At 64.6% G+C, this 14482-nt stretch carries 17 protein-coding genes; 11 read left to right on the top strand and 6 right to left on the bottom strand.

Annotation, left to right across the window (positions count from 1 at the left end):
- The first annotated feature begins 8 nt into the window (after window positions 1–8).
- Window positions 9–1250, top strand: coding sequence for a GGDEF domain-containing protein (locus HDE78_RS21250; protein WP_179479584.1), 1242 nt, complete (start codon window positions 9–11; stop codon window positions 1248–1250).
- Here the strand turns inward: HDE78_RS21250 and HDE78_RS11835 are convergent.
- Entirely contained in the window at window positions 1234–2208 is a 975-nt protein-coding gene (locus HDE78_RS11835) for an oxygenase MpaB family protein (RefSeq protein WP_179479586.1), read from the bottom strand. The genes HDE78_RS21250 and HDE78_RS11835 overlap by 17 nt on opposite strands.
- 276 nt (window positions 2209–2484) lie before the next feature.
- Between HDE78_RS11835 and HDE78_RS11840 the strand changes: the two genes are divergently transcribed.
- A complete protein-coding gene (locus tag HDE78_RS11840) occupies window positions 2485–3573 on the top strand; it encodes a 3-deoxy-7-phosphoheptulonate synthase (protein WP_179479588.1) in 1089 nt (362 codons plus the stop codon).
- Window positions 3574–3670: 97 nt separating this feature from the next.
- Here HDE78_RS11840 and HDE78_RS11845 read toward each other — a convergent pair whose 3' ends face one another.
- Complete coding sequence (locus HDE78_RS11845) at window positions 3671–4093, bottom strand: OsmC family protein (protein ID WP_179479590.1); 423 nt, start codon at window positions 4091–4093, stop codon at window positions 3671–3673.
- Window positions 4094–4243: 150 nt separating this feature from the next.
- On the opposite strand from HDE78_RS11845, the gene HDE78_RS11850 reads away from it, so the two are divergent.
- From HDE78_RS11850 to HDE78_RS11880, 7 genes are all read left to right on the top strand, one after another.
- A complete protein-coding gene (locus tag HDE78_RS11850) occupies window positions 4244–4531 on the top strand; it encodes a GNAT family N-acetyltransferase (protein ID WP_179479592.1) in 288 nt (95 codons plus the stop codon).
- 313 nt (window positions 4532–4844) lie between these two features.
- Window positions 4845–5447, top strand: a complete 603-nt coding sequence (locus HDE78_RS11855; protein ID WP_255457765.1) for a DUF1345 domain-containing protein — start codon at window positions 4845–4847, stop codon at window positions 5445–5447.
- An 88-nt stretch (window positions 5448–5535) separates the two neighbouring features.
- Window positions 5536–5880: a pentapeptide MXKDX repeat protein gene (locus tag HDE78_RS11860; RefSeq protein ID WP_255457766.1), complete on the top strand. Its 345-nt coding sequence runs from the start codon at window positions 5536–5538 to the stop codon at window positions 5878–5880.
- Window positions 5881–5993: 113 nt separating this feature from the next.
- Window positions 5994–7088, top strand: coding sequence for a nitronate monooxygenase (locus HDE78_RS11865; protein ID WP_345776057.1), 1095 nt, complete (start codon window positions 5994–5996; stop codon window positions 7086–7088).
- Between the two features lie 74 nt (window positions 7089–7162).
- The gene (gene rsfS / locus HDE78_RS11870; protein WP_179479612.1) at window positions 7163–7549 is read left to right on the top strand and encodes a ribosome silencing factor; all 387 of its coding nucleotides are present in this window, start codon (window positions 7163–7165) and stop codon (window positions 7547–7549) included.
- Between the two features lie 12 nt (window positions 7550–7561).
- Window positions 7562–8032 carry a 23S rRNA (pseudouridine(1915)-N(3))-methyltransferase RlmH gene (rlmH, locus tag HDE78_RS11875; RefSeq protein WP_179479614.1) on the top strand — a complete coding sequence of 157 codons (471 nt, stop codon included), beginning with the start codon at window positions 7562–7564 and terminating at the stop codon, window positions 8030–8032.
- 133 nt (window positions 8033–8165) lie between these two features.
- Complete coding sequence (locus HDE78_RS11880; protein WP_179479784.1) at window positions 8166–8735, top strand: Maf family protein; 570 nt, start codon at window positions 8166–8168, stop codon at window positions 8733–8735.
- Between the two features lie 23 nt (window positions 8736–8758).
- On the opposite strand, the gene HDE78_RS11885 is transcribed toward HDE78_RS11880, so the two are convergent.
- Window positions 8759–9580: a CPBP family intramembrane glutamic endopeptidase gene (locus HDE78_RS11885; RefSeq protein WP_179479616.1), complete on the bottom strand. Its 822-nt coding sequence runs from the start codon at window positions 9578–9580 to the stop codon at window positions 8759–8761.
- A gap of 31 nt (window positions 9581–9611) precedes the next feature.
- Complete coding sequence (locus HDE78_RS11890; protein WP_179479618.1) at window positions 9612–10007, bottom strand: MAPEG family protein; 396 nt, start codon at window positions 10005–10007, stop codon at window positions 9612–9614.
- A gap of 122 nt (window positions 10008–10129) precedes the next feature.
- Here HDE78_RS11890 and HDE78_RS11895 point away from each other — a divergent pair, with 122 nt between their 5' ends.
- Entirely contained in the window at window positions 10130–10987 is an 858-nt protein-coding gene (locus HDE78_RS11895) for a neutral zinc metallopeptidase (RefSeq protein ID WP_179479620.1), read from the top strand.
- Window positions 10988–11057: 70 nt separating this feature from the next.
- A complete protein-coding gene (locus tag HDE78_RS11900) occupies window positions 11058–11432 on the top strand; it encodes a YkgJ family cysteine cluster protein (RefSeq protein ID WP_179479622.1) in 375 nt (124 codons plus the stop codon).
- 27 nt (window positions 11433–11459) lie between these two features.
- On the opposite strand, the gene HDE78_RS11905 is transcribed toward HDE78_RS11900, so the two are convergent.
- Together HDE78_RS11905 and HDE78_RS11910 are read right to left on the bottom strand one after the other, a co-directional pair.
- Entirely contained in the window at window positions 11460–12242 is a 783-nt protein-coding gene (locus HDE78_RS11905; RefSeq protein WP_179479624.1) for a class III extradiol ring-cleavage dioxygenase, read from the bottom strand.
- A gap of 178 nt (window positions 12243–12420) precedes the next feature.
- Window positions 12421–14400 (bottom strand): DEAD/DEAH box helicase, encoded by a 1980-nt coding sequence (locus tag HDE78_RS11910; protein ID WP_179479626.1) that lies wholly within the window; start codon window positions 14398–14400, stop codon window positions 12421–12423.
- Window positions 14401–14482 lie beyond the last annotated feature (82 nt).

Genomic DNA, 14482 nt, shown 5'->3' on the forward strand with positions numbered 1-14482 from the left:
GCCGTGCCGTGACTTCGCTAGGGGAATACGTGATGCCGTTCCATATCGAGACCCTCTCACTGATCAGTGCGCTGCAGACGGCGCTTATGGCGCTGATGCTGTGGGCCGGTACGTATGGCGATGCAGGCAGGGTGCGCCAGAGCTTGCGCCTGCGCTCGGCGGCGTTGTTGGTCGAGGCGGCGGGCTGGGGCTCGTTGGCCGCACACGCCTATCTGTCGCCTGCCGCACTGCTGCTCGGCGGCAATGCCTTCAATCTGGTGGCCCAGGGCATGAGTGTGGTTGCCCTGCGTATGCTGCTTGGCGAGGCGCTGCGTGGACGGCTGGTGATCGCGGTCAATGTATTCGGCTGGCTCGGGGTGGCCTGGTTTGGCCTGGTCGAGCCGAATTACCAGGCCCGCGTGCTGTGGGGTTCGCTGGCGATCGGCATCAATATTCTGCTCAGCATCGAGGCTCTGGTCGGCGTTACCGTGCGCCGCAGTTCGCGCGCACGCGCGGTGCTGCTTGCGGTGTTCGCCATGGCCGCCGCGCTGCTGATCTGGCGCAATCTGCAGCTGTGGATCGGCGATTCTCAGCTGCAAGGCATCACCATCGCCAGCAACATCAATTTTTTCTACGTGATGTTCTCGGGCCTGCAGCCGCTGTTTGCCGGTATCGGTTTTCTGCTGCTCTACAACGAGATACTGCAGCAGGAGCTGCGCTTGCTGGCGCGCATCGATCCGCTGACCGGCGTGAGCAACCGGCTGGCGATCAACGAGGCGACCACGCTGATGCTGGCCCATTCGGCCAGATACCGGCAGCCGTTGGGCGTACTGATGCTCGACGCCGACCACTTCAAGAGCGTCAACGATCGCTTCGGCCACAACGGCGGCGACAAGGTTCTGCGCTCGCTGGTTTTCAGTATCCGCGCCACGTTGCGGGACAGCGATCTGATCGGTCGGGTCGGCGGCGAGGAGTTCGTGGTGCTGTCGCCGGGTGCGGACCTCGCCGGCGCGATGCTGCTGGCCGAGCGAGTGCGTTCGACGGTGGAAAAGACGCCGCTGGTCATCGACGGACAGTCGCTGGCGCTGACGGTATCGGTTGGCGTCGCCGTCGCGGCAATCAACGACCGCGACGGCGCGGCGCTGCTGCAGCGCGCCGATGCCGCCCTCTACGAGGCCAAGCGCGCGGGCCGCAATCGGGTGAAAGCGGCCGTCGCAAAGAGCAAGGAACAGGCTCTCACCGAGCCCTTGGCGGTCAAGCCGTTGAGCTGAACGTCGACGCGGGGGTGACAGGCCAGCGGTCGAGTTCGCTGGCCTGCACGCCAACTCGCCGGCACGATCGGCTGGCGATGCCGTCGCTCAACGCGGCCCGAAATACCGGCGCAATCGACCACAGCGCATGCGATGCCAAGCTGGCCTGGCGCTGCTGCCAGTGAGTTTGCCCCAGCATCTGTGTGGCCCAATCGGGCAGCAGCGCCGTGCCGGCAAGCAGGAACAGGTTCCGCGATAGTCCAGCAATGGGTACGGGCAGCTTCACTTTGGCCAACACCGCCAGTACTTCGCGCGACCGTTCGGTGAAAGCCAGTTCTGGCTGGATGCCGGTGAAGTAGTCGGTGACGGCCTGCTCGGACGCCGGCACGCGACGCGCACCCAGCGCTTCGGCAATGCGGCGCACTTCGTCGTAATAGCGGTCGGCCGCACCCGCAGGCAATTCGATGTGGCTATAACGGCGGTAACCCTGCAGAAAACTGTACGCCTCGGTCACATGCACCCAGGTCAGCAGATCGGGATCGTCGGCGGCGTATGGACGTCCATCTTCCGCATGGCCTTTGACAAAGCTGTGGATATGCCGGACGCGGGCGATCAGCACCTCGCTGTCCGCCAGCGAGGCATACGTCGTGGCGCCAACGAACATCGTGGTGCGGCGAAGCCGGCCGATCAGGTCGTCGCGAAAGTTGGAGTGATCCCACACGCCGGCGAGCGCCAGCGGATGCAGCGTCTGCAGGGTCAGCGCCGCCAGTCCGCCGGCCAGCATGCCGGGGAAATCCGAATGCACGCGCCACGTGGCGCTGTGCGGTCCGAACAGGCCGGGATCCCCGCGCGGCCGGTCGTAGTCGACGCCGCTTTCGCTGCGCGGAAAGGCGCTGAGCACCCAGTGCCGAATTGCCGCGCGAACGGGGCTGAGCGACCCGCTGGCGGCGCGATTGAACAGTTGAAGAGGGGAAGGCATGCGCCGATGTTAGTGCCTGACCCACGCCGATGCGGCCTTCGCATCACGGGCTTCCAAGCGTCAGGGTTTGATTTGGCCGCACGATGTGGTATCCATAGATCCATGAAGCTCCTCTCCGCCCGCCTTTATTTCTGGTTTTACGGCTATCCGATGCCGCAGGCGGAGCCAAGGGTGCGATCGTAAGTTTCCGATTCAGCACATCCCGAAAGCCGCCAGCTCACCACCGGCGGCTTTTTTCATGGCTGCCGGCAGATCCGATTACCAAGGACTCTCCGCATGAACGCCGCTCTTACCGACGCCCGTAACGACGACCTACGCATCCGCGAGCTCAAGCGCCTCAGCACGCCCGCCGAGGTCATCGGCGACTGCGGCAGCAGCGAGTCGGCCAGCGCCACCGTGGCCGCAACGCGCCGCAAACTGCACGCCATTCTCGACGGTCATGACGATCGCCTTGCGGTGGTGATCGGCCCCTGTTCGATCCACGATACCCGCGCAGCGCTCGAATACGCCGAGCTTTTGCGCCAGCAGCGCGAGCTGCATGCCGACACGTTGGAAATCGTGATGCGCGTGTATTTCGAAAAGCCGCGCACCACGGTGGGCTGGAAAGGTTTGATCAACGATCCAGCGCTCGACGGCAGCTTCCGTATCGACCGCGGCCTGAGGCTGGCGCGTGGTCTGCTGATCGGCATCAACGCGATCGGCGTGCCGGCCGGCTGCGAATTTCTCGACATGATCACGCCGCAGTACATCGCCGACATGGTGAGCTGGGGCGCGATCGGCGCGCGCACCACCGAAAGCCAGGTGCATCGCGAGCTGGCGTCGGGGTTGTCCTGCCCGGTGGGCTTCAAGAACGGCACCGACGGCAACGTGAGAATTGCGGCGGACGCGGTGCAGGCGGCGTCGCAACCACATCATTTCCTGGCCGTGACCAAGGACGGCCGCACCGCGATCGCGGCCACCGCCGGCAACGAGGATTGTCACGTGATCCTGCGCGGCGGCAGCGCGCCGAATTACGACGCCGCTAGCGTCGACGCGGCCTGCGCCGTGTTGGTCAAGGCGGGCCTGACGCCGCGGCTGATGATCGACGCGAGCCACGCCAACAGCAGCAAAAAGCCGGAGAATCAGCCGGCCGTGATCGACGATATCGCCGGCCAGGTCGGCGCAGGCGACACGCGCATACTCGGCGTGATGGTCGAGAGCCATCTCGTGGCCGGCAGGCAGGATATCGAATCAGGCAAGCCGCTGGTCTACGGCCAGAGCATTACCGACGCCTGCATCGACTGGAACAGCTCGGTCGCCGTGCTGCAGCGCCTCGCCGATGCGGTGACCGAGCGCCGTCGTCAGCGCGCCAGACAGGCGGCTTGAGGCCAATGCCGTTTCAGGCAAAAGTGGCGCTTGCGCGGAGCGCCACCCTTTGTCACTGCGCGATCAGCCCGGCCGTATCGGATGATGGCGCAAATCGTCATGCCAGCGAAGCGTCCAACGTGATCGTGGCCTTCAACACCTTCGATACCGGGCAGCCTTCCTTGGTGGCCTGCGCGATCTTTGCGAACGCATCGGCGTCGGCGCCTGGGACCTTGGCCTTGCAGGTCAGGTGCACGGCGGTAATCGAAAAGCCATCGCCGTCCTTGTCGAGCGTCACCATGGCCTTGGTGTCGATGCTGTCGGCGGTGAGGTTGGCCTTGCCCAGTTCCAGCGACAGTGCCATCGAATAACAGCCGGCGTGCGCGGCCCCGATCAGCTCTTCCGGATTGGTGCCTGGACCGTCTTCGAAACGCGACTTGAAACCGTACGGTGCGTCGCGCAGCACGCCGGTTTCGGTCGAAATGCTGCCCTGGCCGGTCTTGATGTCCCCGGACCAGTGCGCGGATGCGGATTTCTTCATGCTGTTCTCCTTCGGTTTTGGCGGCGTTGAAAGCCAAGGTTGTCAGACCAATCATGCAGATGGCGCGAAAGAGTGGGCGGTGGAACTTAACGCGATGTTTCGACCGGCCGGACGTATGCTCGGATGCCCACACGCAGCGCAGAGATTTTCATGTCGTACGATATTCAGCATGACCAGAGCGCGCGACGCTTCGAAACAACGGTCGACGGCGAGCACTGCCTGCTCGACTACACCCTGGCCGACGGCGTGGCCAATTGCGTCATGACGATTACGCATACCGAGGTACCCGCTGAAGTTGGCGGCCGTGGCGTGGCGTCGGCGCTGGTGCAGGCGGCGTTGGACGCGGCGCGAAAGCATGGCTGGAAGGTGATACCCGCGTGCTCGTACGCGGATGCGTGGATGAAGCGTCACGCCGGTTACGGCGATTTACGCCTCTGACGCGCGCACTGCCGCAGGACCCCGCTATCATCTGGCCGACGCCAGCCATCGGGCTGCAAATGCGGAGGCTTCCCTTGCCTGTATCTTCAGAGGACGTGTTTTTTCATCCGGCGAGCCGCTGGTCGATCAGTCTCTCGGCGCAGACTGCGGCATGAGCGCGTCGTCGTCAAAAACCGCAAAGCAGTCGCCGGCGAAGACTGAGTCCGCGGGTGCGAATGGGGCCTCGCCGTCATCGCCAAAAACCGGTGAAGATAGCGGTCACCGGGGAAAGCACCGCTGGCGGCCTATCCACTTCCTGCGAGCGCGGCCGCGGATGGTCGTTGCGCTGGTCATTTTTCTGCTGACCAGCGGCACGCTGATAGCGACCGGTACACGCTTTTCAAACGCCGTACTGCTGGGCTTCGATCTTGCTGCCATTGTGTTTCTCGGCATCATCGCGCGGATGTTCGCCAAGTCACCGCCGACTCGCATGCGACGACAGGCGCGTGCTCAGGATACCGGTCGCTGGGGCATTCTCTGGAGCGGCATCGCACTGTCCTCTGTGGTACTGGTCGCGTTGAGCAACGAGCTGCACGCAGCGAAAGGCGGCGGCTTGCCGGCGCTGGTGATCGGTGTGGTCAGCGTGGTGCTGACTTGGCTGTTCTTGAACACGATGTTTGCCATGCACTATGCGCACGGCTTTTACGGCGATTTTGGCGAGAAGCATACCGGCCTGGATTTTCCTGAGACGCCGGAGCCGGACTATTGGGACTTTGCCTATTTTTCGCTGGTGATCGGCATGTGTTTTCAGGTGTCGGACGTGCAGATCACCAGCCGATACCTGCGCCGCGTGGTGTTGTTGCACAGCGTCATCGCGTTTTTCTTCAACGTGTTCATTATCGCGATCACGGTGAATATCGTAGCGGGACAAAATTAAGGGAGTGGGGCAGAGGCCTCGAAACACTTTCGCGGGCCAGGTAACCGCCAATGAGCGATCGGCGAATAAGGTTATGGAGACATGACAAATGTCTTCATCCCTCTTACTTAAGGACACTCCCATGAACGTACGTCTTGCAAGCCTCCTTGTCGCCGCCATGACCTGCGGTTTCGCGACCACTTCTGCGTTTGCGCAGGACGCTATGGCGCACAGCTCGAGCTCGGCCATGTCGCACGATGCGATGAAGGGTGACGCCATGAAAGGCGACTCCATGAAACATGATTCGATGAAGCACGACTCGATGAAACACGACTCGATGAAACACGACTCCATGAAAAAGGGCGATTCGATGAAGCATGACTCCATGTCGCATGACGCGATGAAGTCCGACTCCATGAAGGCTCCCACCAGCGGCAGCAGCGCGGGCCACTGAGCGACCGGCGGATTTGTCGAGGAGGCGCGCGCGATCACGACGCGCCCTATCGATGACGTACGGTATGCACAGTGACGCACTCAACAACCGGGTGTTTTGCGCATAATTGGCCGGTGTTCAATCACCGGCCATCCGCTTTGCATGACTCGTTTGTCCGTAAGCTTGGTATTCAACATTCCCTGATCCAGGCGCCCATGGCCGGTTGTACCACACCGGATCTGGTCGCTGCCGTATCGGGTGCCGGCGCATTGGGGTCGCTTGGGGCGGGTTACCTAGAGCCGCAGTCCATGTTGGATCAGGCGGCGCAGGTTCGGCGCCTTACCGATCGCCCGTATGCCATCGGTTTGTTCGTTCTGCCGGATGAATTCGCTGTCGATATGGCGGCGGTAAGCAAGGCCCGCGAGCAGCTTGATGCGCTGATGGAGCGAGAAGGTTTGGCGGTGCGCACGCGTCTGCCGGCGCGCTGGGCGCCGCGATTTTCAGATCAGTTCGCCGCGCTGTGTGAGGCGCGACCCGCGGCTGCGATTTTCGCGTTTGGTCTGATCGATGCCGCGCAGGTACGAGAGCTGAAACAGCGCCAGATCACCGTGATCGGCACGGCGACGACGGTGGCCGAAGCGCGCGCCTGGGCGGAGCGCGGCGCCGATGCCGTAAGCCTTCAGGGTGCCGAGGCCGGCGGCCATCGCGGCACGTTTCTGCACGATGCCGATGACGCGATGATCGGTCTGTTCGCGCTGCTGCCCATGGTAGCGCGCGCAATAAACATCCCCGTCGTTGCCGCGGGCGGGATTATGGACGGTCGCGGCATGCTGGCTGCGGAAATTCTCGGGGCATCTGCCAGCCAGTTGGGAACGGCGTTTCTGGGCTGCCCTGAAAGCTCGGCCGCCGAAGCATGGAAGCAGGATCTTTCGCAGGCCGTAGAGCATCGCGTCACCACCATCCGCAGCTTCTCCGGCCGTGCCGCGCGCGGTTTGCGCAATCGCTATGTAGAGGCGATGGAGCCTGGGGCGTCGAATTTGCCGGCATACCCTGCCCTGAACGCACTCACCGCGCCCCTGCGCCGCGCCGCCGCCGAGGCGGGTCGGGGCGATCTGCTGTCGGAATGGTGCGGGCAGGCGGCAACGCTGGTGCGGCCGATGCCGGCCGCGCAGCTGATTGCCGTGCTGATGGACGAATACCGGGCTGCCAGGCGCTCCCTGACGGTTTGACCTGCCGCCGGGGCAGGCCGGTTATACTGCGGCCGCGCCATTCCGCGCGGTTATCTGTATCGAGGCTCCCCCTCTTGAGTACTGCCCGTACCAACAAGGCCGTCACCACGGCCACTTTGCGCAAGTCGGTCATCGACGCGCTGGAAGAATTGAAGGCCAAGGACGTCCGCGAAATCGACGTTCGCGGTAAGACCTCCATCGCCGATCTGCTGGTCATCGCTTCCGGTACTTCGGCCCGCCACGTCAAGTCCATCGCCAACGAAGTGACCAAGTTCGCCAAGCAGGCGGGCGTCGCCCCGCTGGGCGTGGAAGGCGAGGTCGAAGGCGAGTGGGTGCTGGTGGATCTGGGCGATGTCATCGTCCACGTGATGCTGCCGCGCATCCGCGAGTTCTACGGCCTCGAGCGCCTGTGGACCGTCGGCGATCACGGTCACGACTTCGACGCCGCGCAAGCCGGCTGAGCAAGCGCTGGCATGCGCGCGCGCCTGATCGCCGTGGGCGAACGCATGCCCGGCTGGGTGGCGGAGGGTTTTGCCGAATACCGCAAGCGCCTCTCGCACGACCTGCCGCTGGAACTGATCGAACTCAAGCCCGGCACGCGCGGCAAGGGTCGAGACGATGCCCGCGCCATGCAGGACGAAGGCGCTGCCATCCTGGCCGCGCTGCCGCGCGACACGCACGTGATCGCTCTCGACGGCCGCGGCAAGACCTGGTCCAGCGAAGAACTCGCCGAACAGCTCGCGCGCTGGCGTATGAGCGGGCGCGACCTGGCTTTTCTTATCGGCGGCCCTGACGGGCACGCGCCCGAGGTGCTGGCGCGCGCCGAGCAGAGCTGGTCGCTCGGGCCGCTGACCCTGCCGCATATGCTGGTGCGTCTGGTCGTGGCCGAGCAGCTGTATCGCGCTACCACGCTGCTTGCCGGGCATCCCTACCATCGGGCCTAAGAGTCTGTTGAATATCTCCGTGTGGCCCGCGCCGGAAGCTATTGGCATCAGGCCAAGGAAGTGGGCATCTCTGCACTGTCTCGCGCCATCGGCGCCGCTATGCTTGCGGCTCTACCTTTCGCCGGACCCATCAATGCTCTATCTCGCCTCGCAATCACCGCGCCGTCGCCAGTTGCTGGAGCAATTAGGCGCCGATTTCGTCGTGATCGATGTCGAGGTGCCCGAACAGCGAGAGCCCGGCGAATCACCGCAGGATTACGTCAGTCGGGTAGCGCTTGAAAAGGCCCGCGCTGGCTTGAAGGCCCTCGGCGGCGCCACCGACGCGCGGGTGCTCGGCGCGGATACCGAAGTCGTGCTCGACGATGAAGTTTTCGGCAAGCCGCGCGATGCTGAGGATGCTGTCGTCATGCTGCGTCGTCTTTCGAGCAAAACCCACGCGGTGATTTCCGCGGTCTGGCTGGTCGAGGCGAATCGCGAACGGTCGGAGATCAGCGTGTCGCAGGTGCGTTTTGCGACGCTGGACGACGCGACCATCGCGGCCTATGTCGCCACCGGCGAGCCGTTCGGCAAGGCCGGCGCGTATGCCATCCAGGGCCGCGGCGCGAGCTTGATCGAGCATCTGGACGGCAGCTATTCCGGCGTGATGGGCCTGCCGGTCTTTGAAACCGCGCGACTGCTGCGCGGCTTTGACGCGTGGCCCTAGTCATCGAGTTCGGGTCGTCCGACTCAGACGGAGCCCGACGCCGCGAACCAGGCCACGACCGCCAGCAGGTTGTTGACGCCGTGGGCGAGCACCGCCGGCCACAGCGATCCCGCACGCAGGCGTAGCCATGCCAGGGCGCATGCCAGCAGGGCGAGGTCGGGCAGCGCGTACCATTGCCACTGCATGCTGGGCAGGTGAGACACGGCAAACAGCAACGCGCTGATGAGCACGCTCCAGCCGACGCGCCATCGTTTCATCAGTGCCGACAACAGCACGCCGCGAAACAGGATTTCCTCGACCAGCGGACCGAGACTTGTCACCACTACGACCAGCGCCAGCCGCAGCTGCGTCGGCGTGTGCGACCCCAGGCTCTGGATGTCCTGCGTTACCGTGTTGCCGTGCGCCAGCAGCGAGGTCAGCAGGCCGCCCAGCAGCGGTGCGGCCAAGCCGACAGCGATGGCCATCATGAAGAACACCGGATTCACCGGCAGCACCATGCCCAAACCCGGAGGCCGCGCCATCGACCACAGCGCAGGCCACTTCCGGCGAACCAGCGGCACAACCACCGCGGCCGCCAGGCCCAGTGTCAGCATCACCAGAATCGCCGGCATGCCCGGCTGTTCGAGCATGGCGCGAATTTCCGCGCCGATCGGTTGGCTGCGCGGATCGATTTGCACAAACCCGGTGGCGACAGCCATGAGCAGCGCGATGAGGCCGCCGGCAACGGCCTGCAGCAGAAAATACAGCGCGATCAGGCCGATTGCTGCGGACAGGCCGGGAGGCTCGGCCGGACTAGGCCGTGCCTCAGGCCGCGGGCGCAGCGAATCCGGGGGAAGGGCGGTCATCGAAGAGCGCCGTCGAGCACGGTCGCCTGCCTCAGCCGATCATCATCGCCCGCACGACGCCGATGCCCGCCATCACCACCAGTGCGGCCCAGCCCAGCATGCTCACGACGAAGCCGCCGCTGCGGCTGGTCGGGTCGTTGAGATAGGCCAGCGCGTACCAACTGCGGCCAACCAGCCAGACCAAGCCGGCCACGCCGGCCCACAGCCCGCCGAACCCGTGCGTCGCCGCCAGCCAAAGCACTGGCAGAAACATCACCGTGTTCTCGATAGTGTTCATCTGCACCCGGTAGGCGCGCTCGAAACCGGGGTGCCCGCTGATCGCCGGCGCCTTGATGTCGTATCTGCCGCGCGCCTTGCCGGTAACGAACATGGTGCCGAACAGCAGCAGTACGGTCAGCAGGGTTACCAGGGCGGGCAGCTCGATCATGGTTTCGGCTCGTGGGTTAAAACGCTGACTGTAACCGCAGCGCCTGCGTGGCGCTAACCGTCGCAAGAAGTTATTGTCATCGCCCTGGATAGCGCGGCGACGCATCGGTCACGGGGTGGCGTATGGATTGGCAGAAGGGCGAGAGCAGCAACAACGTCGAGGTCGACAGCGGAAACGGCGGCGGCCCACGTTTCAGCGGCGGCCGCATGGGCATCGGCGGGATCGTGGTGCTGGCGATCCTGGGCTGGATCTTCTTCAAGAATCCGCTGGCTCTGCTGGATCAGGGCGGTGGCCAGACCGGAGCGCCGACGCAGAGCTCGCAGCCGGCACAGGTCGATCCGCAGCAAGAGGATTTCGTCAGGCGTATTCTCGGCTCGACCGAAAAAACCTGGGGCGATATTTTTGCCGCGCAGGGCAACGCCTATGTCGACCCAAAGCTCAAGCTGTTCAGCGGCGGCGTCGACACCGCTTGCGGCGCGGCATCGACCGCGGTGGGCCCGTTCTACTGCCCGGGCGATCAGAAGGTGTATCTGGATCTCGCGTTTTTCCAGGAGCTGCAGAATCGCTTTCACGCGTCCGGCGATTTCGCCCGCGCCTATGTCATCGCGCACGAAGTCGGCCATCACGTGCAGAAGCTCACCGGCGTGTTCGATCAGGTAGACGCCGCGCGTCGTCGCGGCGCACCGATGGACGGCGCCGATGGACTCTCGGTGCGTCAGGAGCTGCAGGCGGACTGCTATGCCGGCGTGTGGGCCAATCGCACCCAGGCCCGCCTGCAATGGTTGCATCCGGGTGACGTGGAGTCGGCACTCAATGCGGCCAGCCAGATCGGCGACGACACACTGCAGCAACAGGCGCAGGGCCGGGTGGTGCCCGATTCGTTCACGCACGGCACCTCGGCGCAGCGGGTGAAGTGGTTCAAGACTGGCCTCAACAGCGGCGATATGGCTCAGTGCAATACCTTCGCCGGCGAGCCTTAAGGTTGATCTATGCGGCCTAGGCGTATATTCCAGGTCGCTGCTTTGCGCGTTGCCGAGTTTGACTGACCCGATGGACCATCCCTGCCTGTGCTGCGGCGCCTGCTGCGCATTTTTCCGCGTGGCCTTCCACTGGTCCGAAGCGGAGGGCGTGACCGGCGGCAGCGTGCCGCTGGAGTTGACCGAGAAACTCGATCCGCATCGGCTGGCGATGCGCGGCACCAATGCGGCCAAACCGCGCTGCGTCGCCCTGCTTGGCGTGGTGGGCCACGCGGCGCATTGCGGCATCTACGAGCAGCGCCCGTCGGTATGCCGCGAAGTGGAGCCGTCGTGGGAATTTGGCAGGGTGAGCGCACAGTGCGACAAGGCGCGTCTGGGACATGGCTTGCCGCTGCTGACGCCAGCGGACTGGCCAGCCACATCGCACGTGTCGTCGTCGAACGATTGATTTGCTGCGTTTACTCGTCGCGTTGAATTAGTTGAAGCGATAGATATCCATCGCCAGAAAGCCGAGGTCGATGCCTGCATCGATGCGCTGCGCGTGAGCGTTCGGGCCGGCTGCGCCCAGCGCGACGAACAACGGCAGCAGATGCTCGTCGGTGGGATGGGCGCGTTCGGCGCCGGGTGCCTGGCGACGGTAGTCGAGCAGGGCGTCGATATCGCCGACGGCCAGCCGCTGTTCGATCCATTCGATGAAAGGCTGCACGTAAGGCGCCAGCCGCTGCTCGCTATAAGCGGCGCCAAAATCATGCAGGTTGTGCGTGATGCTGCCTGAGCCGATGACCAGGATGCCCTCGTCGCGCAGCGACGCCAGGGCGCGGCCGACGGCGTATTGATGGGCCGGCCCTAGCTCAGGCTGAATGGTGATCGGTACCACCGGAATATCGGCGTCCGGATAAAGCAGGCGCAGGGGCACCCAGGCACCGTGATCGAGGCCTCGCGAGGGATCAATCGTGGCGGATAGATCTGCCCGCGCCAGCAGTTCAGCCACCTTTACGGCCAAATCGGGTGCGCCCGGTGCGGGATACCGCAGCGCATAAAGCTCGGCCGGGAAGCCGCGAAAATCGTGGATGGTTTCCGGCATTGCCGCGCCGCCGACCTGCGGCTTGCGCGACAGCCAGTGGGCGCTGGCCATGACGATGGCGCGCGGCTTCGGCAGCAGTGCAGCCAGCTCGACCAACCGCTGGCCGGTAAGCCCCGGCTGTAGAGCAGTCATCGGCGAGCCGTGGGAGATGTAGAGACTGGGCAAGGAGGTCATAACGACAGTATCTCGGTGGGATATACCAAAGATAGGGTCAATCCTGTCATTTGCATGACCAGCGGAGCGCGCTGCGCGGAAACGATGTGTCGCAAGATCGGAACAATCTCGATGCGAGTGCCGCTGACGAAATAAAAAAAGCCGCAGCGTGGGCTGCGGCTTTCGGTCGAGCTTCAGGTTACGGCTTGCGGTGCGGGGGCTTGCCGCCGCCCGGCTTGAAGCTGCCGGGCTTCGGTCCACCGGGTTTGAAACCTGGCTTGCCCGAACCGCCCGGCTTGCGCGCTGGCGGCGCGCTGCTGGATGCCGTGTCGTTGCCGTCCCACTCGTGGATGCGCAGCTGCTGCTGCACCACCCAGACCTTTTTCAGATGCTCGAACACTTCCTTCGGCATGCCGTCCGGCAGATCGATCAGGCTGTAGTGGTCGCGGATACTGAGGCGGCCGATGAACTGGCTTTCCAGCCCGGCTTCGTTGGCGATGGCGCCGATGATGTTACCCGGCTTCACCCCGTGCTCGTGACCGACTTCGACGCGATACGTGCGCTTGCCCTCTTCGGTGGCATGCGCGCGAACCGGCCGGTTGCCCAACTCGCCGCGCGGCGGCGCGCCGTCGTGCGACGCGGACTCGCGCGGCTTGAAGTCGCGCGCGGGACGACTGCTGGCACTGTCGCGATCCGCCGGCGGACGACGCTCGCCGGTCGGCCGGTCGCGCGACGGACGATCCGACGAGGCACGGTCATGTCTGCCGTTATCGTGCGTGGGCCTCTCGCGCGACGAATGCTCGCGCGGCGACGACTCGTACTTTTCGCGCTTCGGCGGCGGCGCCAGCAGCAGTGGCTGATCGCCCTGGGCGATGCGCGCCAGCGCGGCGGCGATTTCGATCGCCGGCACGTTGTGCTCCTGCTCGTACTGCTCTATCAGTTTCTGGAATTCGCCCAGGTCGCCCTGCGCCAGCATGTCGCTGATGCGCTGCTTGAATTTGCCGATACGCACATCGTTGACCACGTCGACCGACGGCAGCTGCATTTGCTCGATCGGCTGGCGCGTGGCGCGCTCGATGGCGCCGAGCATGCCGCGCTCGCGCGGGCTGACGAACAGGATCGCCTCGCCGCTGCGGCCGGCGCGTCCTGTGCGGCCGATGCGATGCACGTAGCTTTCGGTGTCGTAAGGGATGTCGTAATTGAACACATGACTGATGCGGTCCACATCGAGTCCGCGCGCGGCGACGTCGGTAGCGACCAGGATGTCGAGCTTGCCGTCTTTCAGCTGCTGCACGACCCGCTCGCGCTGCGCCTGCGCAATGTCGCCGTTGATCGCGGCGGCCGCCAGGCCACGCGCCTGCAGCTTGCCGGCAAGCTCTTCGGTGGCCTGCTTGGTGCGCGCGAAGATGATCATCGCGTCGAACGGCTCGGCCTCGAGGATGCGCGTCAACGCATCGAGCTTGTGCATGCCGCTGACAAACCAGTAACGCTGGCGAATATTCGGCGCCGTGGTGGTCGAGGACTTGATCGTGACCTCGACCGGATCCTTCAGGTGCTTCTGCGCGATCTTGCGGATCACCGAGGGCATGGTCGCCGAGAACAGCGCGACCTGGCGCTCCGGCGGTGTGGCCTGCAGCACTTTCTCGACGTCGTCGATAAAGCCCATGCGCAGCATTTCATCGGCTTCGTCGAGCACCAGAAAGCGCAGCTCGGACAGATCCAGCGTGCCCTTGTCCAGATGATCGATCACGCGACCCGGCGTACCAACCACGACGTGCACGCCGCGCTTGAGCGAATGCAGCTGCGGGCCGTAGCTCTGGCCGCCGTAAATCGGCAGTACCTGGAAACCGGGAATATGCGCGGCGTAGCGCTGAAATGCTTCAGCCACCTGGATGGCCAATTCGCGTGTAGGTGCGAGCACCAGCGCCTGCGGCTTGCCGGCGCGCGCATGGATGCGCGACAGGATCGGCAGGGCGAACGCGGCGGTCTTGCCGGTGCCGGTCTGGGCCTGGCCGAGCACGTCGCGGCCTTCCATCAGCGGTGGAATGGTGGCGGCCTGAATCGGCGAGGGCGACTCGTAGCCGACGTCGCTGAGAACTCGGATCACCTCGGGGGGAAGACCGAGAGTGCTGAAACCGGCAGCGGTAGCCGGGGTGGAATCGGGGGACGCGGGGGACATGGGAGCCTTCGATGTCATGCAGAGGGCATGCAAGGGTGTAAGAAGAGCACTATTGTAACAGCCCCGTGCGTCAAGGCCCGCC

The organism is Rhodanobacter sp. K2T2 (genome assembly GCF_013408815.1).
In the GTDB taxonomy this organism is placed as follows: domain Bacteria; phylum Pseudomonadota; class Gammaproteobacteria; order Xanthomonadales; family Rhodanobacteraceae; genus Rhodanobacter.